General features: G+C 47.3%; 22 protein-coding genes and 1 other RNA gene. 11 read left to right on the plus strand and 12 right to left on the minus strand.

The features are described 5' to 3' along the window. Window positions 1-117: 117 nt before the first annotated feature. From JFC05_RS08760 to JFC05_RS08770, 3 genes are all read left to right on the plus strand, one after another. Entirely contained in the window at window positions 118-753 is a 636-nt protein-coding gene (locus tag JFC05_RS08760; RefSeq protein ID WP_075100658.1) for a response regulator, read from the plus strand. A 92-nt stretch (window positions 754-845) separates the two neighbouring features. Then, a complete protein-coding gene (locus JFC05_RS08765; protein ID WP_198336602.1) occupies window positions 846-2615 on the plus strand; it encodes a sensor histidine kinase in 1770 nt (589 codons plus the stop codon). A gap of 130 nt (window positions 2616-2745) precedes the next feature. Continuing rightward, window positions 2746-4479 (plus strand): sigma-54-dependent transcriptional regulator, encoded by a 1734-nt coding sequence (locus JFC05_RS08770; protein ID WP_198336603.1) that lies wholly within the window; start codon window positions 2746-2748, stop codon window positions 4477-4479. A 52-nt stretch (window positions 4480-4531) separates the two neighbouring features. On the opposite strand, the gene JFC05_RS08775 is transcribed toward JFC05_RS08770, so the two are convergent. Next, entirely contained in the window at window positions 4532-5989 is a 1458-nt protein-coding gene (locus tag JFC05_RS08775) for a S41 family peptidase (RefSeq protein WP_198336604.1), read from the minus strand. Between the two features lie 373 nt (window positions 5990-6362). Beyond that, complete coding sequence (gpmI, locus tag JFC05_RS08780; protein ID WP_198336605.1) at window positions 6363-8018, minus strand: 2,3-bisphosphoglycerate-independent phosphoglycerate mutase; 1656 nt, start codon at window positions 8016-8018, stop codon at window positions 6363-6365. 166 nt (window positions 8019-8184) lie between these two features. On the opposite strand from gpmI, the gene ssrS reads away from it, so the two are divergent. Continuing rightward, window positions 8185-8380, plus strand: a non-coding RNA gene (gene ssrS, locus JFC05_RS08785) — 6S RNA. Window positions 8381-8502: 122 nt separating this feature from the next. Here ssrS and JFC05_RS08790 read toward each other — a convergent pair. Next, complete coding sequence (locus JFC05_RS08790; RefSeq protein WP_075100654.1) at window positions 8503-9126, minus strand: FxsA family protein; 624 nt, start codon at window positions 9124-9126, stop codon at window positions 8503-8505. Window positions 9127-9279: 153 nt separating this feature from the next. Between JFC05_RS08790 and ruvC the strand changes: the two genes are divergently transcribed. Further along, a complete protein-coding gene (gene ruvC / locus JFC05_RS08795; RefSeq protein WP_198336606.1) occupies window positions 9280-9864 on the plus strand; it encodes a crossover junction endodeoxyribonuclease RuvC in 585 nt (194 codons plus the stop codon). Window positions 9865-10002: 138 nt separating this feature from the next. On the opposite strand, the gene JFC05_RS08800 is transcribed toward ruvC, so the two are convergent. The 4 genes from JFC05_RS08800 to JFC05_RS08815 all read right to left on the minus strand — a co-directional run bounded on the left by JFC05_RS08800 (window position 10003) and on the right by JFC05_RS08815 (window position 15137). Next, on the minus strand, window positions 10003-10935 hold the full coding sequence (locus tag JFC05_RS08800) for an META domain-containing protein (RefSeq protein WP_198336607.1): 933 nt from the start codon (window positions 10933-10935) through the stop codon (window positions 10003-10005). Window positions 10936-11434: 499 nt separating this feature from the next. After that, a complete protein-coding gene (locus JFC05_RS08805) occupies window positions 11435-12097 on the minus strand; it encodes a glutathione S-transferase family protein (RefSeq protein ID WP_192995150.1) in 663 nt (220 codons plus the stop codon). Window positions 12098-12392: 295 nt separating this feature from the next. Next, window positions 12393-13031 (minus strand): peroxiredoxin, encoded by a 639-nt coding sequence (locus tag JFC05_RS08810; RefSeq protein ID WP_093068729.1) that lies wholly within the window; start codon window positions 13029-13031, stop codon window positions 12393-12395. A gap of 378 nt (window positions 13032-13409) precedes the next feature. Continuing rightward, the gene (locus tag JFC05_RS08815) at window positions 13410-15137 is read right to left on the minus strand and encodes a glutamine--tRNA ligase/YqeY domain fusion protein (RefSeq protein ID WP_198336608.1); all 1728 of its coding nucleotides are present in this window, start codon (window positions 15135-15137) and stop codon (window positions 13410-13412) included. A 241-nt stretch (window positions 15138-15378) separates the two neighbouring features. On the opposite strand from JFC05_RS08815, the gene JFC05_RS08820 reads away from it, so the two are divergent. Both JFC05_RS08820 and JFC05_RS08825 read left to right on the plus strand, forming a co-directional pair. Then, window positions 15379-15894 (plus strand): peptidylprolyl isomerase, encoded by a 516-nt coding sequence (locus tag JFC05_RS08820; RefSeq protein WP_198336609.1) that lies wholly within the window; start codon window positions 15379-15381, stop codon window positions 15892-15894. Window positions 15895-15951: 57 nt separating this feature from the next. Then, window positions 15952-16794: a UDP-2,3-diacylglucosamine diphosphatase gene (locus tag JFC05_RS08825; RefSeq protein ID WP_198336610.1), complete on the plus strand. Its 843-nt coding sequence runs from the start codon at window positions 15952-15954 to the stop codon at window positions 16792-16794. A 143-nt stretch (window positions 16795-16937) separates the two neighbouring features. On the opposite strand, the gene orn is transcribed toward JFC05_RS08825, so the two are convergent. After that, window positions 16938-17525: an oligoribonuclease gene (gene orn, locus JFC05_RS08830; protein ID WP_198336611.1), complete on the minus strand. Its 588-nt coding sequence runs from the start codon at window positions 17523-17525 to the stop codon at window positions 16938-16940. 207 nt (window positions 17526-17732) lie between these two features. Here orn and rsgA point away from each other — a divergent pair, with 207 nt between their 5' ends. The 4 genes from rsgA to secB all read left to right on the plus strand — a co-directional run bounded on the left by rsgA (window position 17733) and on the right by secB (window position 20877). Beyond that, entirely contained in the window at window positions 17733-18836 is a 1104-nt protein-coding gene (rsgA, locus tag JFC05_RS08835; protein ID WP_198336612.1) for a ribosome small subunit-dependent GTPase A, read from the plus strand. Between the two features lie 150 nt (window positions 18837-18986). Further along, window positions 18987-19442, plus strand: a complete 456-nt coding sequence (locus JFC05_RS08840; protein ID WP_093068718.1) for a rhodanese-like domain-containing protein — start codon at window positions 18987-18989, stop codon at window positions 19440-19442. Window positions 19443-19930: 488 nt separating this feature from the next. Further along, complete coding sequence (gene grxC / locus JFC05_RS08845; protein ID WP_198336613.1) at window positions 19931-20194, plus strand: glutaredoxin 3; 264 nt, start codon at window positions 19931-19933, stop codon at window positions 20192-20194. A 230-nt stretch (window positions 20195-20424) separates the two neighbouring features. Continuing rightward, entirely contained in the window at window positions 20425-20877 is a 453-nt protein-coding gene (secB, locus tag JFC05_RS08850) for a protein-export chaperone SecB (protein WP_075100642.1), read from the plus strand. A gap of 205 nt (window positions 20878-21082) precedes the next feature. Here secB and adk read toward each other — a convergent pair whose 3' ends face one another. From adk to JFC05_RS08870, 4 genes are all read right to left on the minus strand, one after another. Then, entirely contained in the window at window positions 21083-21736 is a 654-nt protein-coding gene (gene adk, locus JFC05_RS08855; protein WP_198336632.1) for an adenylate kinase, read from the minus strand. Window positions 21737-21968: 232 nt separating this feature from the next. Beyond that, a complete protein-coding gene (ccmI, locus tag JFC05_RS08860) occupies window positions 21969-23249 on the minus strand; it encodes a c-type cytochrome biogenesis protein CcmI (RefSeq protein WP_198336614.1) in 1281 nt (426 codons plus the stop codon). Continuing rightward, window positions 23246-23809 (minus strand): cytochrome c-type biogenesis protein, encoded by a 564-nt coding sequence (locus tag JFC05_RS08865; RefSeq protein WP_198336615.1) that lies wholly within the window; start codon window positions 23807-23809, stop codon window positions 23246-23248. Before JFC05_RS08865 ends, ccmI begins: the two co-directional genes overlap by 4 nt. Further along, the gene (locus tag JFC05_RS08870) at window positions 23806-24465 is read right to left on the minus strand and encodes a DsbE family thiol:disulfide interchange protein (protein WP_075100637.1); all 660 of its coding nucleotides are present in this window, start codon (window positions 24463-24465) and stop codon (window positions 23806-23808) included. The genes JFC05_RS08865 and JFC05_RS08870 overlap by 4 nt, the downstream gene beginning before the upstream one ends. Between the last annotated feature and the right edge of the window lies 1 nt (window position 24466).

The raw sequence follows: 24466 nt of genomic DNA on the forward strand, positions 1-24466 counted from the left end.
TAATATATTAGCAGTATTTTACATCGTCAAAAACTAAAAAATACCTTAGACAGTTTTTTGTCTGTGATTTATGCTAGGCAACATCCCTTCTTCTGACAAATAGTAAAGAGTATAGTGATGATTAAAGTATTGGTAGTCGATGATCATGATTTGGTACGTATGGGTATCAGCCGTATGTTGTCAGACAGTGCGGATATTGAGGTAGTCGGTGAGGCCGATAGCGGCGACATGGCGATCAAAATGGCCAAACAGCTGCACCCTGATGTGGTATTACTCGATGTCAATATGCCCAATATTGGCGGGCTTGAAGCCACCAAACGTTTGGTCCAATTAGACATGGGTATCAAGATTTTGGCAGTCAGCAGTATGTCGGCGCAGCCTTATCCTTCTATGCTGATCAAAGCTGGGGTCAACGGTTATATTACCAAAGGCACACCCTTAGACGAGATGATACGGGCGGTAAAAAAAGTCTATCAAGGGGGCCGCTATTTTAGCCAAGATGTCGCAGAGCAGTTAGCAGACGTCTTGCTATCAGACAATGCCAGCTCGCCCTTTGATTTGCTCAGTGATCGCGAAAAACAAGTAGCGATGATGGTCGTCAACTGCCAAAGCCCGCAGCAAATCGCGGATCAGCTGTTTGTCAGTGTCAAAACCATCAATACGTATCGCTACCGTATCTATGAAAAAGTCGGGGTCGATAGCGATGTCAAACTGACACATTTAGCGATTCGTCATGGTCTGATTCAGCCATAATCTTCGCCTACTTGCCTGCTTAGTAAGTCAACCAGCTAAGCCAGACAGCACTGTAAGCCAGCAAGTACTGATTGTCCCATGACGGTGAATTTATGAAACCTGCTATTCGTTTTTTCTCGACCATCACCCGCTCAGCGCCCCCCAATGACACCCTGCCATTGCCACAGCTGCGTAAATTAGGACTGATTTATAGCAGTTATCGCTTTGCTGTGAGCTTGTTTTCTATGCTCATGGTCTATATCACCGCACGTGCTGATAGCGGCGCGTCTTTGCCCAGTTTTTTGCAACAAACCACCCTGAGCTTTTATGTACTGCTTAGCATGATATTGCTCGGTTTGTTTTATGTGGTCAACAAACACATGCGCCAGCAGCTGGCCTTTGGCTTGGCTTTGGATGTCATCATCTTAAGCTTGCTGCTTTATACCGCAGGTGCGCCTGACTTGCAGCTGACCATGCTATATATGGTAGTGGTAGCGGCAAGCTTTATGCTACTTCACAGCTCTCAAGCATTGATCATCACCTTACTGGCGATTATTTTTGTTATTTATCAGCAGTTTTTTTATGCCATTGCCAATAGTATGAGCTTGACCAACTTAGGCGATGCGCTGCTGATGTCCGCCAGTTTTTTGGCGGTGGGTGGCTTGAGCTGGTCTATCTCTCAGCGCCTAGTGCAGTTAGAAAAAGTGGCCGCCCGTCATGCCAAGGAAGTCGAGCGCCTAAATGTCATCAACCAAGAAGTCATCACTCAAATGGTCAATGGCGTTATTGTCATCGATCAGGCGCACATCGTGCTGGCAAATCTTGCCGCGTATCAGCTGCTCAGTATCCCTCATCGTCCATCACTCACCTTACCTACTACCAGCGAAAGTCGTACGCCAAATGATAGGCGCAGGCTCGATCGCGCATCTGCTACCCAATTAGCAGATTTTGAAGAGCAACTTGACGAGCAGCATCCGCAGCTGCTTCAAGCCTGCTTGACTGTCGCAGCAGGACAGTCGCGTACCTTTACTTATGACTTACCTGCCATGGCCAATGTATCGGTGTTTGGCAAGCTACGTGTACAGATTATCCCTCTAAAAGACGGCAGCAAACTGGTCATGCTCGAAGATTTGCGCCGTGAGCAAGCCAACGCTCAGCAGCTAAAACTGGCGTCTTTAGGACAGCTGACGGCCAGTATTGCTCATGAAATTAGAAACCCACTGGCCACCATCTCACAAGCCAGCCAGTTGCTCATGGAGGACGTCGTAGAAATCTGTCACCCACCAGCAAATAACATGACAAGCCCTGCCCCTGATTATAGTGATGAGCACATCGCAGCCAATCATGAGCTGTATAAAATGATATTTTCGCAGACCAAACGCGTCAATCGCATTATAGAAGACATCTTACAGCTGTCGCGTCAGCAGCAAGCAAACCAGCAGCCCATCGTACTTGCCGAATGGATGCCTGCATTTTTAGAAAACCATTTTCAGGGGCATGACGTGTTTTTGCGTGTTAAGACCCAGCCGACCATCTCCTTTGACACCCACCAACTAGAGCAAGTATTGATCAACTTAATCAACAATGGTTTGCGTCATAGTAGCTACGCCCACCCTCATGCCTTTGTGGAAATCGAGATTTATTGTGCAGATAACGATGTTATAATCGATATTTTAGATGGTGGTACTGGGGTCCGCGAGCATGATTTACCGCACTTGTTCAATCCGTTTTTTACCACAGATCAAGCAGGGACAGGACTTGGGTTGTATCTATCACAAGCCTTTTGCGAAGCCAATCAAGCTCGCCTGCTATATGTGCCTGAACACACAAAAACCTGCTTTCGCCTCATCGCACCTGCCATCAATGCCTGCTCCCATGTATAAAACGCATTGGTACGACCTTACTATTTGTGTACCAATATCGCACTGATAAGCTGAGCATTTGTAAGCACTTAACTGCAATTGTGATAGATGCTTTGATAATTTTTCGCTACCGAATACGATGAGATGATGTATGACAAAAACCGCGCTAGTCGTTGATGATGAAGTAGATCTGTGCCGATTAATGCAAATCACTTTAACCAAGATGGGCATCAAAAGTGATGTGGCTTATACATTGTCACAAGCAAGAGGATACTGGCAAGAGCGCGAGTATGACTTTTGCTTAACGGATCTCAAGCTCCCTGACGGCTCAGGGCTGGAGCTGGTCAAAGAAATCAGTGGCAGCACCAACACACCCATTGCCGTTATTACCGCGCACGGTAGTATGGATCTGGCCATCGAAGCCCTCAAGCTTGGCGCTTTTGATTTTGTCAATAAACCACTTGAGCTGCCGCGCCTGCGCCAACTGGTCGAAAACGCCCTCAAAGTCACTCACCAAGGTGACGACCCCGAGGCCGCTCCTGAGTGTACCCCTGCGCAAAAACTCCTCGATAGTAGGCTGATCGGCGACTCAGCGGTGATGCTACCACTGAAAAACACCATTTTAAAAATGGCGCGCTCGCAAGCACCGGTGTTTTTATCAGGGGCGTCGGGTACAGGTAAGGAAGTGGTCGCCAGACTGATTCATGATCTCAGTCCACGCCGTGATGGTAGCTTTGTACCTGTGAATTGCGGCGCCATACCCTCCGAGCTGATGGAGTCAGAATTTTTTGGCCATAAAAAAGGCAGCTTCACGGGCGCGGTCGCTGACAAACAAGGCCTGTTTCAGCAAGCCAATGGCGGGACTTTATTTTTAGATGAAGTGGCTGACTTGCCGCTAGCGATGCAAGTCAAACTTCTGCGCGCCATTCAAGAAAAAACGGTAAGAGCCATCGGTGATACCAAAGAGATACCTGTCGATATTCGCATATTGTCTGCAACTCATAAAGATTTATCCCAGCTCGTGCAGGCTGGCACGTTTCGCCAAGATCTCTACTACCGCATCAACGTCATTGAATTAAAACTCCCGACGCTCAACGCGCGCCGTGATGACATACCTGTACTAGCGACACACTTTTTGGCCTTGATCGCTGAAGAGTGGCAATTGGAGGCGCCGCCGTCACTGACGGCAGCCGCCTGTGAGCGTTTGCAACATCACGACTTTGCAGGCAACGTGCGCGAGCTGCGTAACCTGCTGGAGCGTGCAGTAACCCTAGCAGAAACGCCAAATATCGATATAAACCATCTGGGCCTGCCAGCGTTGACGCCGGCGGATACAGAGCCACATGCGGTAAACACAGCTACGCAAGGCGCAGCACCAACAGCTGAAACACCTGCCGCCCGCACTCATCCTGCTACAGCAGACACGCTTTTACCAAACAGCCCATCGGAACAAATGGCGCCTATAGACAGCTCAGCAGCATACGATGAGAAGGGTCAACCTATCCAAGCCCCGACTTCGGCCAGCAACTTGCATCCTTATCGCACCCATACTCAGCACTACCCTTCTGTCATCAAAGGTGCGGCGGCCAATCACCCAGAAACGGCGCAGGGCGACAGCGCCGAAACCATAAAGACTTCCAAAGGGCTGGCAGCGACTCATCAGGCCGCACAAGCGCCAAACGAGACAACAAATATTAACGAGGCAGGCTTACCCGCCCAAGGCTTAGAGCATTATTTACAAGCGCAAGAAAAACAGCTGATCATCACCGCACTAAAGCAAACAGGCTGGAATAAAACCCAAGCCGCTGAACTTCTGGGCACGACTTTTCGCTCTTTACGTTACCGCATGAAAAAACTAGAAATCGATGAAGACCAGCTTGAATAAGGACCAGCGACGATCTATGGCATGGGCGACCATTATATGACTTAGATTGGGCTCACTGTGCGCGGTTGGGCTTTCGGACAAAACGAACGCCTGACGTTAAGGCGCGCTCTTTGATCAGCTCAAGAGCCTGCTGTCGCCATGTGCTCTCATTTCCAGAGAGCATCACATCAGGTGTCACTCCGATCTCATCTATCTTTTGACCCGTGGCGGTCATATAGTTGGCGACCGTCAGTTTGACCGCTTGCTCATCGTTTAGCGGAATCACCGACTGTACCGATCCTTTACCATAGCTGACCTCCCCAATGATAGTGGCGCGCTGCTGCGCCTGCAGGCTACTGGCAAGCACCTCGGCCGCCGAAGCCGAGTAGCGATTTTGTAGCACCACCATAGGTAGAGGCTTAAGGATGGCCTCACCTGTCGTTGACAGCACGCGCGGCTCGTCGTTTTGGCGCGCTTGTACCTGCACCACATCAGTATCATTCATGAACAGACTGGCGACATTCACCGCCGAGGTAAGCACGCCGCCTGGATTGTCACGTAGATCCAACAAAATGCCTGAAACCGGCGCGTCTAGATTGATCAAGCCCTCAAGCAGCCTGTCACGACTATCGTTTTGAAAGGCTGGTAGCCTAACCACCGCAATACCATCGACCAGCTCTATCTCAATGGTTTGCGGATGGCTGTTATTTCGCTGCAAAGTAGTAGTGTGTTTACGGCGACCCGCTTTAGAAGTCACCACATCTACTTGCGTGCCAGCGATACCCGTCAGCAGTTGCTCAACGTCGTTGGTTTGGCGATTTTCATCAAGCTTAAACTCACCCACCTGATGCAAATAATCGCCGACTGCGATGCCTTTTTTGTCAGCAGGTGAATCATCGATGACCTCTGTGATGACCCAGTAGCCTTCTTGTGGCTGATAGCTGACCTTGATACCGACATCGCCTACGTCGCCTTCGGTAAAGGCACGCAGGTTTTCATAAGCCTCAGCATCCAAAAACTCAGCATGACTATCGAGCTTGGTCAACATACCGCTCATGGCATTATTAAACAGCGTCTCGTCGTTGACCGCATCGACATACTCACGGCGCACCAAATCGACCACAGCGACAAAGGTCTTGAGCGTCTCAGGAGAAATGGCATTCAATGACACATGCGCGACCTCCGGCGGTATCGCGGTATCGATTACCTCGGCCTCGTCATTGAGCACGCTTTCATCGGCAACGCTATCTATCGAATCATCGATGTCGTCGGCTGCCTCTAGCATGTCGGCGATATCTGATAGATTGTCTTCTGCAGGGTCTATCTCATCCGTATTTAAGCCAATCAGTTGCAGCTTCTGCGCCGAATGATGACTGGGAGCCGCGGCCGCTTGAGAGAAATTGACACCGACCAGCCCTAGCAGCGCTGCCATAAAGACAGGCTTATATACAGCAGGCGTGCTAGGTACACATCTGATATCGCGATTGATTTTTTTGATGAGAAAAGAGCGTATGGCATAAATAGGACGCATAAAATACTCGTGTTAATCATAAAATATCGTAATTTTTATTATAAAAATATCTGTGATAGCGACTTTATAAGATAGCATCAAGAGCAGAGCTAAGACTAGTAGTGTATTGCAAGTCCTCAGTATGTGAATCGTTAACTGTCATTAGTAGACTGCGGTCGTGACAATAAAAAAATACCTAAAAATATAGCAAAAAAAAGGAGAGACAATCATGATCTCTCCTTATAATATGGCGGTACAACGTCTGTCTGTCCTTATCGTACCATAGCCATATTACCGCTACAGCACAACTCACAGCATAGCCACAGTATCGTCATTCACCGCAATGAGCAACACGCCGCTACTCATGAGGGTGGCGTATGATCATAAAGCAGACTTACGACGCTGGAACCAGTAGGCTCTTACCTGTCATTTCAGCTGGTGTATCCACACTCATCAGGGTCAAAATAGTTGGAGCGATATCGCTGAGCTTACCCCCACTGCGCACCGTGAATTTTTGCTCGCCGATATAAATCAGCGGTACCAACTCGGTGGTATGCTGAGTATGCACTTGCCCACTTTCATAGTCCTGCATTTGCTCACAGTTGCCATGATCAGCGGTGATGAGCATATCGCCGCCAGCCGCGCGCACAGCAGTCTCAAGACGGCCAATACAGACATCGAGCGCCTCTACCGCTTGCACCGCGGCATCAAAGATACCCGTGTGTCCGACCATATCACCATTGGCATAGTTGACCACTAGCACATCATACTTGCCAGACTCAATCGCCTCGACCAGCTTATCCGTCACTTCAGGGGCGCTCATTTCAGGCTTCAGATCATAAGTGGCCACATCAGGTGATGGTACTAGGATACGGGTCTCGCCTTCATACTCCTCTTCGCGGCCACCACTAAAGAAAAACGTCACATGAGCGTACTTTTCCGTTTCGGCGATACGTAGCTGCGTTTTGCCAATGTTTTGCAAATACTCGCCAAGAGTGTTGGTCAATGAGGTGGGATGATAAGCGATGCTGGTGTGCGGGTTGTCAGCCAGCACATCAGAGTATTTGGTCAGCATGACAAAGGCAGCCAGCTTTGGCTGCTTTTGACGGGCAAATCCTGAAAACTCATGATCTGGCAGCACAAACGCTTGGGTAAGCTCGCGAGCACGATCAGCGCGGAAGTTCATAAAGATCAGCGCGTCATTGTCTTCAACTGTATAAGGCACTTCATCACGACCAATCACGGTCGTCGGACTGACAAACTCATCCGTCTCGCGCGCTTTGTAAGCGGCTTGTACAGCACCATCAGCACGCGTTGCCAAGCGATCAGCTTTGCCTTCAGTGATCAGCTCATAGGCTTTTTGGACGCGCTCCCAGCGATTGTCACGGTCCATGGCATAATAACGCCCGATGATACTGGCAATCTGTACGCGGCCACCTTCGTAGTGGGCGTTGAGCTTACCGACATGATCACGCAAGCGATCGATATATTTATCAGCAGACTTAGGCGGCGTATCGCGGCCATCTAAAAAACAATGCACAAAGACGTTTTTGGCACCATGTACCAGCGCTGAGTGACACATCGCTTCGATATGGTCTTGATGCGAGTGCACCCCACCATCAGAAAGCAAGCCCATGATATGCACATTACCACCCAAGTCGTTTGCCGATTTTACTGCATCGACCAGCGCTTGATTTTTATAAAACTCACGGTTAGCCAACTCGTTTGAGATACGCGTTGAGTCCTGATACAGGACGCGGCCAGCGCCGAGGTTCATATGTCCCACTTCTGAGTTGCCAAACTGACCATCTGGTAAGCCCACATCTTCTCCAGAGGCAGAGATCAGGCCATGTGGATATTGCTGATAGATTTTATCCAAGTTTGGCATATTGGCCGCAGCAATGGCATTATCCTTATCTTCTTCACGATGACCAAAGCCGTCCAATATCATCAAAACATGCGGTGTTTTTTTATTTTGTCCGCCGTTTTTGTCATTAAGTGGTGCCTGATTGTCATCGATAGACTCTGATGGTTGCTGGTTCGTGGTCATATATTACCGCTCCTCAAGTGAATGAACGCCTATAATGCTGTCTTAGGGTGTTGAAAGCCCTCTATATTAGCACATATCTGAAAATTGCTGAAAAACTGACAAATTTTCACTACGTAGCAATCTGTAATTGCTACTTGCAATCACACTTTTCATTGGTTAAGATGAAACTATTCTGAAGTGTTGGCTAGTAGATGTTTATTCCCTGAGCCGATAATGCTTTACTAGGATGTGGTACCTATTGCCTCATTGTGTATGCCTGCACCGCTTGCGGTGTATCAGGAAACCTGCAGAGGTAGTGACGCATCCGCCCTGAACTTCACGGTTCATGGGTCACCATCTTACGGCGGCACTTCGGTTGTTCTATTCGGTCTTCTCTTTATTTTATCGCTTGTAAAATACAAAGGATAAATAAGCCATCAAGACTAGCAAAAAGCCCCTTTCGCTCAGCACGAAAGGGGCTTTTTGCTATCTGCTTTACTACTTACTATGATTCATCATTGGCAGACTTGGTGATTTTTTTCACATCTTTAGGCACGCTTTTGGCCGTACCATCTACGGTAGTATGCTGTTTAAAGACATCGCCAAACGGATTTTGCGACTGCTGACCAAAGGGGTTTTGACCACCCATACCACCTGCACCGCCAAACGGGTTTTGGCCGCCCATGCCACCAAATGGGTTTTGACCGCCCATCTGTCCACCCATTTGTTTTGCCATCATTTCCATCATTTTTTGCTGGTTGTTCATGACATAGTTGTTGGCCGCATCTTTCAGCTTTTTTTGTACAGGGGGTAACACAACCAATAACGCTAGTAAATCACTGAGCACCCCTGGTATCAGTAATAAAATACCGGCTGCCGCCATTGCCACACTCTTTAGCATGGTAGACTCTTGCGGGCGCATCGCTGGATTCATCATGCCACCTGCTTTCATCTGCTGCGCCATCGGGTTGAGCGCCGCCATGCCTTTGCGCATCAGTGACACACCGATGACAGCGGCGATGATAAACCACATAAATACCCACCAGCCACTCATAAACTGGGCAAGCAAATACCACAGCAGCATCTCAATAATAAACCAAACAATGGCGATACCAACGATCTGACCCATAAAGTGTCGTCCTATAAAATAAAAACCAATAAATAAAGCGCCATACAAATTAAGATGGCTAACATATGATGTATATGGGGATTGATTGCTATACTATCAAACTTATAGCGGATTTTTAAGATATAAAACAAAATGTAAGTAAGACGGAATACTATGGCAATTATTATTGGGATTGACCCAGGCTCGCGTATGACCGGTTATGGCATCGTGCAACAAACCGGCGACAGACTGACCTATATCGATGCAGGCACCATTCGCACAGAGACTAAGGAGATGCCTGAGCGCTTAAAGCGTATTTTTAATGGGTTGACGCGTATTACTCAGCACCATCTAAAATATACTGACGAGCCAATTCATACGGCAATCGAACAAGTATTTATGGCCGAAAACCCAGACTCAGCGCTGAAGCTCGGTCAAGCCCGCGGTGCCGCCATCGCAGCGATGGTAGCACTAGACTTAGAGGTGTCGGAGTACACTGCTCGTCAGATCAAGCAGGCGGTTTGCGGCTATGGCGCAGCGGCCAAAGAGCAAGTGCAGGAGATGGTATGCCGTATACTATCGTTAGACGTCGTGCCACAGCAAGATGCCGCCGACGGCCTTGCTTGTGCGATTTGTCATGCTCACTCCAGCCATTCGATGAACAAACTGATATTAAACAGCGCCATGCGCGGGCGCGGCAGCTCTAAGAAAAAAGGCCGCTGGCGGCTAACAGAAGAAGACTTGGGCAATTTACGTTAGGTCATCAAGCTATTTGTCTACAAGTTATCAGACATAAAAAAACACGCGTCATTTGAACGCGTGTTTTTTTAAATCATTTTGGCTATCTCGCCCTCGTTTTAAATAGCCAAAACGACCAACCAACTTACTGTAAAAGCCTCACTCTACCACACTACTTTCTATCACAGCATCGAGTACATAAGCGTACTCTTCACCTGTTGATACTGCGTCTTCGGTATCCAACAGATAGCGCTGGAGACGCAGCACTTCATCATGCTTGCCGTCATGCTGATAGCCTTCGATTTCGCCCGTGAACGCAGCCCATTTACCTTCACTGGTCTTGATACCTTGATCATCATAAGTGATGGGTTTGACTTGCAAACACTGCTGCGTCCCCTCAGCGGTGCAAGGGGCTTTTTTGGCGTTGACGGCCCAAAAGACGGTTTTTCCTTTGCTATTATATTTCGCCTGTGAGGTCAGCCGCCCTTTCCAAGTCAACGTCACCTGATCGCTGGTCACTTGCGTGAGTAAGGGCCGCTCATCTGTCGTCACGCTCAACTCACTCGTACCCTGCATCAATGTGTTCAGACGATTTTCAGCCTCATTGAGATCTTGGCAAAGCATTTGTGTACTCATGCTCTCTTCGGTGGTCAACGTATTACCCTGCAGCTGATAAACTGCGCTCATAGCATTGCAGCCAACGCTATAGCTCAAAGTGTCTTGCCCTTGATTTTGATTAAACAGTAATGATACTTGGTCTTTGATATCAGCCAGCATAGACACTGAGGGCCCACTGCCAGCATTCTGAATATCCGATAGCGTCCAACGATAGCGCGATAGGTTTTCGATCATTTTTTGCTCTACCGTCAGCTTATCATCACGGCCATCGTCTGTATCCGTATTCTCTACATTCATCTCGTCTATTGGCGTATCGCCATCTGTTTCACTGGTTACCGCCGCTTCATGACGATCCACCGTGTCGCCATCAGCAGGCGCAGTGGATTTTTGACAAGCGCCCAACGCTAGGCTTGCTACTAGCATGCTTGGTAATAGTAGCCATTTCGAAGCGGGTTTGGCGGTTTTACTTACCATACAACGTACCTCTTAGTAAGCTTGGTTTCTTTTTTTGTATAAAACAGATGTGGCCAAAAAACTGTCAAATATCATTTAAGCTCTATTACAAAGCTTCTTATGCAACGTCTAAAAGCTCAGGATAGATTGCTCACTATAACGCTGTGTCTACTGTACTATGTAATAAAATGTTTATTTTTATTACATCTTTTAAAAACAGTTCCCAAATCCATGTTTTAGTGCTAGTAGTCGTGAGTTACTATCTTGCAGCTTCTATCTTGGCTTGATTATAACGCCTTATTAACACTGCATAAAAAAACAGCCAATCATGAGATAGGCTGTTTTAATTGAATACAAGCTGTCAGCAGTTGAAAGGTTAATTGAGCAGCTAGGGCGTGTCCTCATTTGACCAGATTTAGCCATTTTTAACCCATTTAGATTACTATCGATTGAATTGAGGACACGCCCTAGTTAAGGATACACTTAAGAAGTAAGCAGCCGACTACTTATCAATCTCTCATCACTTACTGCCATCTACGGGCTTGGCTTTTGCCATATTTTTGATACTAAACTGCTCATTCATTTTTTGATAAAAGCGCGCTAGGTTTTCACCTTGCTTGCTTGGGTCGACTTTAAGTATTTTGCCAAAATCTAACCCCAAGTACAGCACAATATCAGCAAAGCTTAACTGCTCACCCACGAGATAGTCGCGACCTACTAAAGCGTTCTCAAAATAGCCCATGGCTTTGGTGGCACGGGCGATAGATGGCTGGACAAACTCAGGAACCTGCTCGACGCGCTGAGCCTTGGAAGGATGACTGTGCTGAAATGCCAGCATTAGGTTGTACAACACTTCAAGCTCAGCGATCCGGCGCATGGCGCAAACTTGCGCGCGCTGTACCACATCATTTCCCATCACAGAGCGCTCGCCATAGACGCGGTCTAGATACTCACAGACCGCTTGTGAGTCGTTGAGCACCGTCCCATCGTCTAAGGTCAAGACCGGTACCGTCTGCATCGGATTGATCTTGGTAAATTCCGCCGACATCTGCTCGTTGGCTGCAAAGTCGATATCTATCACATCGACGTCATCCATGTCATCGACATCAATCCCTTTTGATGCCAAAAGTATCAAAGCTTTACGCGGGTTTGGGGCAGTACGAGTGACGTATAGTTTTTTCATAATAAACTCCTTGTAAAATAGATAGATAACGATTTAGCGCTGCCAGCCATTATTGTAATGAGTAACGAGCCTTGCTGAGCATTCGTATTGAGTGGCTACGACCCACTCAAATCTGGCTCACATTCTGACGCTTTATTATAGTTATAGCTTACTCAGCGCACCATAGCAAAGCTTTCTTGTCTTTTGTCACGGCAGAGGCCTAAAGCTAGATAAATACGATGATTGAGATATAAAAAAAGCCTCACAACTTTACGTCGTGAGACTTTGTATCATGCGACTTGCCATTCACTGCCACTTATTTATTAGGGGCAGGTGTGGTACGTAGATAGGGCTTAATTTCTGTATGGCCTTTTGGATAGTTGGCAGGGATGTCTTCGTTTTTGACACTTGGCGGGATGATCACATCGTCGCCATCTTTCCAATCGACTGGTGTGGCAACATTATATTCATCAGACAACTGTAGCGCATCGATGACCCGAACGATCTCATCAAAGTTACGACCACAGCTGGCTGGATAGGTCAGGGTCAGACGTACTTTTTTGTTTGGATCAATGATAAACACGCTGCGAACTGTCGCGGTGTTATCAGCATTTGGGTGAATCATGTCATACAAATCCGCAACCGTGCGATCAGAGTCTGCAATGATAGGGAATTTCACCGCAGCGCCTTGTGTCTCTTCGATGTCGCTGACCCAGCCTTTGTGATCTTCTAAGCCGTCCACTGACAAAGCAATCGGCTTGACATTGCGTTTTTGGAACTCACCGCCCAATGCAGCGGTGCGGCCAAGCTCAGTAGTACAAACTGGCGTATAGTCGGCAGGATGCGAAAATAATACCACCCAGCTATCACCCGCCCAATCATAAAAATTGATATCACCCTCTGTGGTGGTTGCATCAAAGTTTGGTGCGGTGTCGCCTAAACGTAAATGTGCCATACTAAATTCCTTATTTATATGAATGATGAGCGCCGATCTTACTGTCTTATGCGCCCTATTATTATAAACCGATTATTGCAATGTGCGAGACGGTTTGATCATTTGCTTATCCCGTCTAGTGCATCAATAAAAACTCACTTTATAGTACCAAACTGGTTATGAATGTCTTGTGAAGGATTGTAATGCGCTTATTCCATTTATCACTAAATAAACCAGTATATAGGTAGCATAGCGCATTAAACTACCATGCCTGTATCCCACAAGCAAAATTCATAAAAACCCACCCCTAGCGCACTAGAGATGGGTCAGTATAAAAGGACAATGATTTGACATAATAATTTGACGTTAAGCCCTAAGGGCAAGCTCAAAGGCTATGCATTAAGCTGGCTTATAACTGTCGCGTAAGCTGACGATTTGGTTAAATACCGGCTTGTCACTGGTGTGCTCTTCGCTATCGGCGATGAAGTAACCTTCACGCTCAAACTGAAAGCGCGTGCCAGCATCTGCGTTGGCAAGTGACGGCTCAACCACTGCTGCAAGCTCAGTCAATGAATTGGGATTGAGTACTTGATGCACATCACTGGCACTACCTGGGTCCTCGACACTAAATAACTGCTCATACATACGCACGGTCGCAGGCACGCCAAGGCTGGCTGATACCCAATGAATCACGCCTTTGACTTTGCGGCCTTCAGGGTTGTTGCCCAATGTCGCAGGATCAATCGTCGCTTTTAGCTCAGTCACATTACCAGCATCGTCCGTAATGTGCTCAGTCACGGCCAGCACATAGGTGTTACGCAGGCGGATTTCTGGCTTTGCTGGTGACAGGCGCTTATAACCGGCTGGCGGCTCAATCTCATAGTCGCCTTGGTCGATATAAAGGGTTTCGGTAAATGGAATCTCACGCTCACCCATATCGATGTTGGGATGTTTTGGCTGCTTGAGCCATAGAGTCTGAGCGTCTTCATCCCAGCGCGCATTGACGCTATCAGCCTTTTGTGACTCCCAGCTGCTAACCGCATCGCTAAAGTTAGTAATCGTCACTTTTAACGGCTTAAGCACCGCCATGCCGCGCGCGGTCGTCGTCTCGAGTGATTGACGAATGCTAAATTCTAATAGACGAAAATCAACAACGCTGTCGACTTTGGTCACGCCAACGCGCTCACAGAAATCGCGCAAACCCTCTGGCGTATAACCACGGCGGCGCATACCTGCGATGGTCGGCATACGCGGGTCATCCCAGCCGCTCACCACCCCTTCATCGACCAACTGTTTGAGCTTGCGCTTACTGGTCATGGTGTGGTCGACATTTAAGCGACTAAACTCATACTGATGCGGCGGCACCTCAAAGCCGATTTTTTCTACCGTCCAATCATAAAACGGACGATGGTCTTCAAACTCCAGTGTACACAACGAATGAGTAATACCTTCGAGCGCATCAGAGAGCGGATGGGCAAAGTCATACATCGGATAGATGCACCATTTATCGCCGGTTTGATGATGCGCTTGGTGCATAACGCGGTAGATGACAGGGTCACGCATGTTCATGTTTGGGCTGGCCATATCAATCTTGGCACGTAGCACCGCTTCGCCTTCGGCAAACTTGCCGTCTTTCATCTCATTAAAGCGCGCTAAGTTTTCTGCGACACTAGCATCACGCTGCGGTGATGGCGTACCTGCCTCATTAAATGAGCCACGGTTGTCGCGGATTTGTTCAGGCGACTGCAAATCCACATAAGCGTCGCCCTGCTCAATAAGCTGCACCGCCCACGCATAGAGCTGATCAAAATAACCTGAGGCATGATGCGCCTCGCCTGCCCACTCAAACCCAAGCCATTTGACATCGTTTTCGATATTGTCGATGAAGTCTTGTTTTTCTGCCGTTGGGTTGGTGTCATCAAAACGCAAATTACAGACCCCGCCAAACTCCTCAGCAATACCAAAGTTTAGACAGATTGATTTGACATGACCTAAGTGCAAATAGCCGTTTGGTTCAGGGGGAAATCTCGTTACGATTTGGGGGTATTTTTGCGCCTTAATATCATCACGAATGATATTACGAATAAAGTCGTTTTTTTGTGCATTATTGCTTGAGTGCTCACTCATTACTCATTGCTCCTAGCGCAAGTATTCAGCGCGTGTTACCACGCTCAAAAATGATAAATTAAAAAAGACTGATAAAAGATAACGTTGCGTTATTCTATCAGCTTTTGCAAAGCCATTAACAGCCTGATACATGACAGACGACAAAAAAGCCGTTAGACTAGCCATAACTTTTTAACCACCCACTTTTAACCACCACTTGACAGCGTCATTTAAGGCGCTGCAATCAAAAAAGGAATATCACATGGTAGACATGCCGCCAGTAGTAGAACTAGACACCAATATGGGTGCGATCGTCATCGAACTCAACGAAGAAAAAGCACCAAAAACCGTAGAAAACTTCTTAAACTACGTAAAATCTGGCCATTATGACGGCACGATTTTTCATCGCATCATCGATGGCTTTATGATTCAAGGCGGCGGTATGGACGCTGAGATGAATGAAAAATCAACCAATGCTCCTATCGAAAACGAAGCGGACAATGGCCTAAAGAATGACAAAGGCACTATCGCCATGGCGCGTACGCAAGATCCGCATTCAGCGACCAGCCAATTCTTTATCAATGTCAAAGACAATGACTTCCTCAACCACTCTGGCAAAAACATGCAAGGCTGGGGTTATACAGTATTTGGTAAAGTCACCAGCGGTATGGATGTCATCGACAAAATGCGCGGCGTACCAACCGGTCGCTTCGGCATGCATGCTGATGTGCCAAAAGAGCCTGTCGTTATCAACTCTGCGACCATCGTTTCTCAGTAGGTCGTGATAAGTAAGTGTTACTGATAGTCTGACAATAGACGACAAGGATTATGATAAATGCAAACGTTTAATCATCTGATAACGACCCGCCCACATGAGGTGCGGCAAGTATTCATCAGCGATTTGCATTTATCGCCAGAGGAGCCTGCCTTAGTGCAGGCTTTTTTGGCGCTACTTGATGACTGTCTGGCCCTGCCCGTCCTCAAACGCTTGTTTATCTTAGGCGATTGGTTTGAAGTCTGGATCGGTGATGACGCTTATTTGGCGTTATCAGATGACGCGCGCCAAACCCACTGGCTCACCCCGCTTATCGCTAAATTAAAACAACTGCGCATCAATGGCTGTGAGATATTGGTGATGCATGGCAATCGTGATTTTCTGCTAGGTCAGCCGTTTTGCAACCTGTTTGGCGGGGAGCTGATTGATGAGCCGCATATGTTAACCATCGGGCAGCAACACTACCGTCTCGAGCATGGCGACGCGCTCTGTACCGATGATAAAAAATATCAGTTTTTTCGTAAAATCATGCGCAACCGTCTGACCCAGTGGTATCTGCTCAATAAATCCTTAAAAAAACGCTTGGCCATCGCGGAAAAAATGCGCCAAAAAAGCCAACACAACAACGCCAATAAGGCCGCTCATATTATGGATGTCAACGATGAGGCGGTAATACAAGCCGTGGCTAATAGCGATGCGCTACTACATGGTCATACCCATCGCCCAGATACCCATCAAGCAACGACAGATAAAAAACGCTACGTGCTGGGTGATTGGCGGCTGCTAAATAAAGATACCCGTAAACCAACCGTCAGCGCAGTGATTGGTGTGATGATCGCTAATGCACACTCAGATAGCAATAAAGCTAACTTTGAATTGGTTGAATTTAGCTCACTGGTCTAGCTTATTTTTTACAAACCAAACGATGTCATAAAATGATGTAATAGGATAAAGGGTCTGCTAACTATTTAGCAGACCCTTTATAATTGGCTATTCACTTATTAAGTGCAAGATCATTACTTATCGAGCTTAACTTATCAATCTTATTAAGGCATGAGTTTAAAAAAGTGCTGACGATAATGCTTAAGCTCACGAATAGAATCGCGGATATCATCTAACGCGAGATGGCTGCCGCCCTTTTCAAAGTTTTTTAAGATATCAGGGCGCCAGCGAAAGCACAGCTCTTTAATCGATGACACGTCAAGGTTGCGATAATGAAAGAACCGCTCCAGCTCTGGCATTTGCCGCGCCAAAAAGCGACGATCTTGACAGATCGAGTTACCGCACATCGGCGACTTACCGCTATCGACCCATTTATTCAAAAACTTAATGGTTTCCGCTTCAGCCTCTGCCAGCGTCACCTTACTACGGCGCACCCGATCGATCAGACCCGACTGACCATGTTGCTTGGTGTTCCAGTCATCCATTTTGTTTAATATCTGATCGGATACTTTAATCGCAAACACCGGCCCTTCTGCAAGGACGTTTAAATCTTCGTCAGTGACGACAGTGGCAATCTCGATAATCTCATCGTTTAAGGTGTCAAGTCCGGTCATCTCTAAGTCAATCCATACCAACCCTTTTTTGCCTTGATTTTTGATCTTAATTTTATTGGGATGGTCGCCGGTAGTCATAAAATATCCTATGGTCAATAATGTTTGGAGCAAGTTGTTATATAAAAAGTGCCGTTTTATCTACGGTGACAAGATGAGGGCTTGGGATTTAACAGTGCCAAATCAGCCCTGATATTACAAAACCACTATCTGCCACGGACGGTTTAGGCTGTATGTTAGCAAATTTTCACGCTACACTTAGCAATATTTTTATAATAGGTCAAAACCATGGCATTAATACGGCAACGCAAACTGACTAAACAACAGATTCGTCGCATTGACAAACAGCAGCTCGACAGTCAAGACAGCCTCGATGACAGTTTGATGGATGGCGTGGTCATGGCGCATTATGGCAAGCAGCTAGAGGTACAAATCACCAGCTTGCCTGCGGTGCTACCGGTGCAGCCAGAGATTGCGCCTGATGATCCTGAGCCATTTTGGCAAGCACTGGAGTTGGGCGATATATGGCGCTGTCATGTGCGTACTAACCTGCCTATGCTGGCGGCAGGCGACCACGTACGCTGGACAGCTGACCCCAATACCGGCTTTGGCCGTATCGAGTCGGTCAAACCGCGTACCTCTCTTGTCTCACGCCCAGATCGGTATCATAAGATCAAACCTGTCGCTGCCAATATCGATATCTTGGCGATCGTGTTTGCGCCACTACCAGCGGCGGCGGCGTCCCTGATCGATCGCTATTTGGTGGTCTGTCATCACGCGGGCGTCAAGCCGCTATTGGTATTGAACAAAGCCGACCTACTCGCGCAAGAAGACGGCGTCGATACCAGAGAGCTTTTGACTCAATACGCGGCTCTTGGTTACGAGAGCGTACTGACGTCGGTTGACTGTCCTGAAAACATCGCCGCTAGCGACGCCCAAACAGGTCTTGATGAGCTCAAGCGTCATATAGATAAAAAGCTGGTGATTTTTGCTGGACAATCTGGCGTCGGTAAAAGCAGTCTTATCAATGCGCTGTTGCCTGAGTCAGGGCAAATGGTCAACGTCATCTCCGAAAACTCGAAACTTGGCCAGCATACCACCACCACCAGTCGCTTATTGCCGTTTAATCCAGACGATCTTACCCAAGGCGGCATCGTCGATACGCCTGGCATTCGCGAATATGGTATCTGGCATTTAGATCCTGATGATATTATTTCAGGCTTTATTGAGCTTGCGCCGCTTGCCGGTGACTGTCAGTTTCGTGATTGCAAACATACTCATAACAGCAAAGGCTGTGCGCTATGGCAAGCGGTAGCTGATGGTGATGTGCTACAGCGCCGAGTCGAAAACCTGGTGACCTTGAGCGAAGAGGCTGATACCAAGCCCTATTAACAACGCTATGTATCAAATCAGCATTATTAAAACGTAGGTTGCTCATCATACATTTACTATAGATGACCTAATCGGTATAATAGCGCCTTGTTCAAAATCATTGAGCTATCTTCTCGGCTTAATAGAACACTTATTTTTTGGAGGTATGGTTTGGATCGTGCGCTAGAATTTGTGGGCAACCACCCGTTTTTGTTTGGTATATTAGCCGTACTTGCTGTACTGTTTTTTACCATCGAAAACAAACGTAGTGGTAGAAAAATATCGCCCAACACGCTTGGTATGATGGTGAACTCGCAAAACGCGCAGCTGATCGATATTCGCGCCAAAAAGAAATTTTTGACCGGCTATATTCAAGGCAGCCGCAACATACCTTTTACTGAGCTAAAAGATCGCCTAGAAGAAATCCGCGCCATCCAGCAGCCAGTGGTCATTATCTGCGACATGGGCGTACAGGCAGGCGCAGCCATTCAAATGATTGGCAAAGATGACGTTTATCGCTTAGAAGGTGGCATTGGCGGCTGGCAGGCAGCTGGTATGCCACTCGTTGGCCTAAAAGATGCTAAGTCAAAAACCAAAGGCAAGGCCAAGCCGTCATTGCACAAATAGCTGGTACTGCATTATTTAGTATCAGTAACCATCAAAAAGACACCGCATTTAGGTGTCTTTTTTTATGTGGTATATAGTCGATGCACTCTAAAAAGAATATAGCGCTACTGGGATGCTATTTTTAAACGTAGGTTGCGCAGCCTCTGGGAGCGCAGCACGCAAGTAAAATTTTAGCGGCCTTGCTGGTTAATAAACACATGACTTTTTTATTTAGAATCGATTATAGTTATATCGCTGCAGCGCCTTTTTGGCCCATCCCGCTTGAATTTGCCTGACACATCCCCACTGTACTAATAAGCCCGACCCAATACCTCGCACGTTTACTTGTGAGTAACTGATAATCATCATTTTTATCACATGATTTTTTATCGTATTTTTTATAATCACTAGGGTCTGTTAAGCATTCCACTTTTTATTCATATTTTTTATGCGTAGTTTTTTATAATAAAGTCATTACTGACGACCATACTGACCAATAAGGATTTATCATGACTGTATCTGTCAAAGTTTATACCACGCCTATCTGCCCGTACTGCTCTAACGCCAAACAACTACTAAAAACCAAAGGCGTCGATTATGAAGAAATCGGTATGCACGATATGACGAGCGAAGAGCGCCGCGCATTGATGCAAAAGACCAATAACTATCGCACCGTGCCACAGATTTTTGTGGGTGATACCTTTGTCGGCGGTTTTGATGAGCTCAATCAACTGAACCAACAAGGCAAGCTTGACGAGCTATTGGCTAGTTAATTTACAAGTTTTTTGCAACCTTGTTTTGCGGTTTGTCATCAGCTGTGTAATGATAAGCAGCGGCAAAATAAAACACGGTGTTATGCAATGCCTGTGATAAAACGGCGAGATTGGTCTTTTTGATTCAATCTTGGCTACTATTATCATAAGGCTTTTATGACGAAGCTTTTGTTATAGTATTTTTAATCATAACTTGCCCAATCATTTGATTTAATTTTAGAGGAATTATCATGGCTGAAGAACAAGCACAACCACAATTGGCACTAGAGCGCATTTATGTAAAAGACATGTCACTTGAGGTGCCAGGCGCGAGCGTATTTACCAAAGAGTGGAACCCAGAGCTTGACATCAATCTCTCTAGCAACGCAGAAAAGCTAGACGACGATCATTATCAAATCGTCTTGACCGTCAGCGTGACTGCAAAAAACGCAGGCGAAGCTGCATTTATCGCTGAGGTGCATCAAGCGGGTATTTTCTTATTAAAAGACATTCCAGAAGACCAAATCGGTCAAATTCTAGGCGCTTATTGCCCAAATGTGCTATTCCCCTATGCACGCGAAGTCATCAGCGACATCGTCACACGTGGTAGCTTCCCGCAGTTACTGCTCGCTCCTGTGAACTTTGACCAAGCCTACGCACAAAGCCAGCAGCAAGCACAAGTTGATGCGCAAGGTAATGCATAAGCAGTAAGCTGCTAAAGCAGAAAGCTGTTGTGCAAAATGCGTATTAAAAGCCGCTTACTTGTCATAGGTAAGCGGTTTTTTTATGAGTATGGTTGTGTGTGGGCAGGGTTGTGCGGGCAAGGCTATATGAGTGCGTATCAGCCATAAAAAAACCCTGCTAAGAAACAGGGCTTTCAATCACGGCATCGGTTATCTTATAACAAGATTAACCCTTTAGCGCCGTTAAGATTTGTTGTTTGACATCATCAATCGCTTGCGTGCCCTCAAACTTATCGTAGTTCGGCGCATCACCACCTTCAGCCGCTTTGTTTTGATAAAAATCTACCAGCGCTGAGGTTTGCTGATGATACGTCGCTAGGCGATCACGAATGGTTGATTCTTGATCGTCCTCACGCTGAATCAGCGCTTCACCCGTTACATCATCGATACCTTCGACCTTTGGCGGATTGTGATCAACGTGGTAAACACGGCCTGAGCCTGGGTGCTGGCGACGCCCAGACAAACGCTTGACGATTTCGTCATCAGGTACACTGATTTCGATGACATGGTCGATTTCAACATCCGCATCAGCCAGCGCTTGCGCTTGTGGAATCGTACGTGGAAAACCATCTAAGATACAACCATTGGCACAGTCAGGCTTGGCGATACGTTCTTTCACTAGGTTAATGATAAGGTCGTCAGATACCAAACCACCAGCATTCATGATGTCTTTGGCTTGTTTGCCAAGCTCACTGCCTTCTTTTATTGCTGCTCGTAACATATCGCCAGTTGAGATCTGCGGAATATCATACTCTTTAGAAATAAACTGGGCTTGGGTACCTTTACCGGCGCCTGGTGGACCTAGCAAAATAATACGCATCATTACACAACTCTCCTTAATAGGTAGGATTTTGGGACTAATAAATACTTAGGGATTGGTTGGTTGCTAAGCTACCTTACCTTGTGGCTTGACAAAGCTCAAGTATTTTCACTATCTGCAGTAAAAAGTCGTAATGACTTCTCTGTTCATATAATGCAGTTGCGCGCTGCTGTGACGACGACAGCGCGCTTACTGAGCAGGTAGTAGTCGCTACTAACAACCGTTATAAATACTAGGGAATTTGTTGATTGATTTCAACATTGACCTGATTTTGATCGGCACTAATGACCACAGGGTTGCCAGACAAGTCGCCTGACTCAGCCGTCGCGGTACCGCTATGACTGATACGAGCGATCACTGCCAGCTGTACCTTGTCTGCACGCGCCGATTGTAAGGTGCGCTCAGGCATCATCGCATCGAGATCGCTTAGACTGATAGTGGCCTCGCCTTGTTTGATCACGCTGATCGGTAAGCGCTTGGCGGCAAATGGCGGCCCACCATTGACATCACGTATCGCCACAAAAAGTACATCGTCTGCCTTGACAAGTGGCAACAGGCTGGCGCTGATTCTAATGCTTACCTCTACCCCTTCTGAGGCTTGCTGCTGCTGCGCGCTGACATTGGCGCTGAGCTCATCTAGGCTGGCTAAGGCTTTTGTATGGTCGCCAGGTTTGGCCGCGATACTGCTCCGCAGACGTTTAATCCAGCCTTGCGCCTCCTCAAAGTTATTACTACGCGCCTCACCCATGGCCATCAGCATTTGCGCGCCTTCATGGCTTGGGTTTTTGGCCAGCACGTCCTGCAAGACGCGGCGACTGGTGGCGTCTAGTTGGCCTTTATTGGCAAAGAAGCTGATCTGTGCATAGGTCGTCGCAATCTCCTCGTTATCAGGCGATAAGCGATAAGCGCGTGATAATGCCTCTAGCGCCGAGTCTGTCGCTTCTAATGACAAAAACAGCTCAGATAAACGCATCCAGCGATTGGGGTCATCAGCATGACGATAGACATTGGTCTGCATCGCGCTGATAAGCTGCTGGCCGTTTTCGATTGCCCATACAGGTGGCTGATCGATTTTGCCAGTCAACAAGTCATCAGCGACTTTTCCAACCTTGTCTTCGGCCGTCCACAGCTCAAACACAGGCGTTCGGTCACCCACCATCAGATACGCCAGCGCAGCCAATACAGGCACCCAAACCATGAGGATCAAGCGGCTTTTGATACCAGGGGTGACCATCGGCGTGACTTCACGCTGAGCATCCAATAGTTGCCGTTCAAGCTCGAGCTTTTGATTTTGGTAGTGAGCATCATCGATGGTGCCACTGTCTTTGTCTGTTTTTAGCTCTGCCAGACGCTCGCGAAACACCGCCACGTTGATATCTAGTAGCTGGTTGTCCACAGAAGTGCCTGATGTACGCGTGGCGCGCAGCCATGGCATGATGGCAATAACAGCAAGGAGTAAGGCAATCAGTAAGCTTAGAGCAATAAATAAGCCAGCAGTAGAAAATATGGTCATTTTTTGTCCTCGGGGCTTGTGGTGTCATGAGCGTCATTATCGGTGCTATTGGCACGCGATAGCAGACGATCAAGTTCGGCTTTTTCGGCGGCAGTCAGCTCCGAGGCGGTATTATCTACCGTCACTCTACTCTGACCGCTCGCTACCAGCTGGCGGCGACGGCTTTGCCAAAACCACCCTATCAATAATACGATCAGTAGCAATGGCGGAAAAAACCATAAAATCCATGTCGATGGACGTACAGGCGGCTTGTAGCTGATAAAGTCTCCGTAGCGCTCTTGCATATAAGCGCGAATCTCACCATCACTACGACCGTCTTTTACCATATCGTAGGTTTTTTGCTTTAAATCTTGAGCGATCGGCGCATCAGAGCCGGCCAAGTTTTGGTTTTGACATTTCGGGCAACGCAGCTCTTCGATTAGTCCTCGATATTGGGCTTCTTGTTGTGTAGAGTCAAAATCATATACCTCTATCGCCGCGTAACTTACGCTACTGAGCAAGCACGCTAGGACAACGCCGGCTAGCTTCAGTATCAGGGTAGATAAGTGATTGGCCATCATTTACATGCCTCCGCAACCTGAGCTGGATCTGGGCTGATGTTTTTATCATTGGCGTCATTGAGCACCATAAGACAAGGGGTGATACGGCTTTGCCAATTACTCTCGTTTACTTCCCCAATAATATGCTGGCGAATAACACCCTTCCCATCGACCACAAAGGTCTCAGGCGCACCGGTCAACCCCAAATCCAAAGCAAACTGACCAGATAAATCTTGAATAGACATCGAAAACGGATCGCCGCCGCGGTTGAGATAGCTGAGCGCATCACCGATATCGTCTTTGTAGTTGACACCCACCAAGTTGACACCGCGCTCCTCTAGCTGCATCAAAAAAGGATGCTCGATGATACAAGTGGGACACCAAGAGCCCCAAACGTTGAGCAAAAACGGCTGATCGGGCAAATTGTCGTTGGTCATGATACGGCTGGTGTCTGACAATAATGGCAACTCAAAAGGCGGCACCGGACGCTCAAGCGCCGTATTGGTCACGATATCTGTGGGCTTACCCAGACGCATATACAGCATAACGAGTAAGCCGATAAACACAATCAGCGGAATCAAGAACCATACTTTTAGCTGCTTTTTGTTCATAGTTTTAGACCCCTGTACAGAGGTTTTTTGGGTGCTATTTTCAGAGGAATGATTGGATGAGCTCATG

Origin of the sequence: Psychrobacter celer (genome assembly GCF_016107555.1) — a bacterium.
GTDB lineage: Bacteria > Pseudomonadota > Gammaproteobacteria > Pseudomonadales > Moraxellaceae > Psychrobacter > Psychrobacter celer.

Coding starts and splice junctions, on each gene's coding strand:
- JFC05_RS08760 (WP_075100658.1), top strand. CDS start 118: ATGATTAAAGTATTGGTAGTCGATGATCATGATTTGGTACGTATGGGT.
- JFC05_RS08765 (WP_198336602.1), top strand. CDS start 846: ATGAAACCTGCTATTCGTTTTTTCTCGACCATCACCCGCTCAGCGCCC.
- JFC05_RS08770 (WP_198336603.1), top strand. CDS start 2,746: ATGACAAAAACCGCGCTAGTCGTTGATGATGAAGTAGATCTGTGCCGA.
- JFC05_RS08775 (WP_198336604.1), bottom strand. CDS start 5,989: ATGCGTCCTATTTATGCCATACGCTCTTTTCTCATCAAAAAAATCAAT.
- gpmI (WP_198336605.1), bottom strand. CDS start 8,018: ATGACCACGAACCAGCAACCATCAGAGTCTATCGATGACAATCAGGCA.
- JFC05_RS08790 (WP_075100654.1), bottom strand. CDS start 9,126: ATGGGTCAGATCGTTGGTATCGCCATTGTTTGGTTTATTATTGAGATG.
- ruvC (WP_198336606.1), top strand. CDS start 9,280: ATGGCAATTATTATTGGGATTGACCCAGGCTCGCGTATGACCGGTTAT.
- JFC05_RS08800 (WP_198336607.1), bottom strand. CDS start 10,935: ATGGTAAGTAAAACCGCCAAACCCGCTTCGAAATGGCTACTATTACCA.
- JFC05_RS08805 (WP_192995150.1), bottom strand. CDS start 12,097: ATGAAAAAACTATACGTCACTCGTACTGCCCCAAACCCGCGTAAAGCT.
- JFC05_RS08810 (WP_093068729.1), bottom strand. CDS start 13,031: ATGGCACATTTACGTTTAGGCGACACCGCACCAAACTTTGATGCAACC.
- JFC05_RS08815 (WP_198336608.1), bottom strand. CDS start 15,137: ATGAGTGAGCACTCAAGCAATAATGCACAAAAAAACGACTTTATTCGT.
- JFC05_RS08820 (WP_198336609.1), top strand. CDS start 15,379: ATGGTAGACATGCCGCCAGTAGTAGAACTAGACACCAATATGGGTGCG.
- JFC05_RS08825 (WP_198336610.1), top strand. CDS start 15,952: ATGCAAACGTTTAATCATCTGATAACGACCCGCCCACATGAGGTGCGG.
- orn (WP_198336611.1), bottom strand. CDS start 17,525: ATGACTACCGGCGACCATCCCAATAAAATTAAGATCAAAAATCAAGGC.
- rsgA (WP_198336612.1), top strand. CDS start 17,733: ATGGCATTAATACGGCAACGCAAACTGACTAAACAACAGATTCGTCGC.
- grxC (WP_198336613.1), top strand. CDS start 19,931: ATGACTGTATCTGTCAAAGTTTATACCACGCCTATCTGCCCGTACTGC.
- secB (WP_075100642.1), top strand. CDS start 20,425: ATGGCTGAAGAACAAGCACAACCACAATTGGCACTAGAGCGCATTTAT.
- adk (WP_198336632.1), bottom strand. CDS start 21,736: ATGCGTATTATTTTGCTAGGTCCACCAGGCGCCGGTAAAGGTACCCAA.
- ccmI (WP_198336614.1), bottom strand. CDS start 23,249: ATGACCATATTTTCTACTGCTGGCTTATTTATTGCTCTAAGCTTACTG.
- JFC05_RS08865 (WP_198336615.1), bottom strand. CDS start 23,809: ATGATGGCCAATCACTTATCTACCCTGATACTGAAGCTAGCCGGCGTT.
- JFC05_RS08870 (WP_075100637.1), bottom strand. CDS start 24,465: ATGAGCTCATCCAATCATTCCTCTGAAAATAGCACCCAAAAAACCTCT.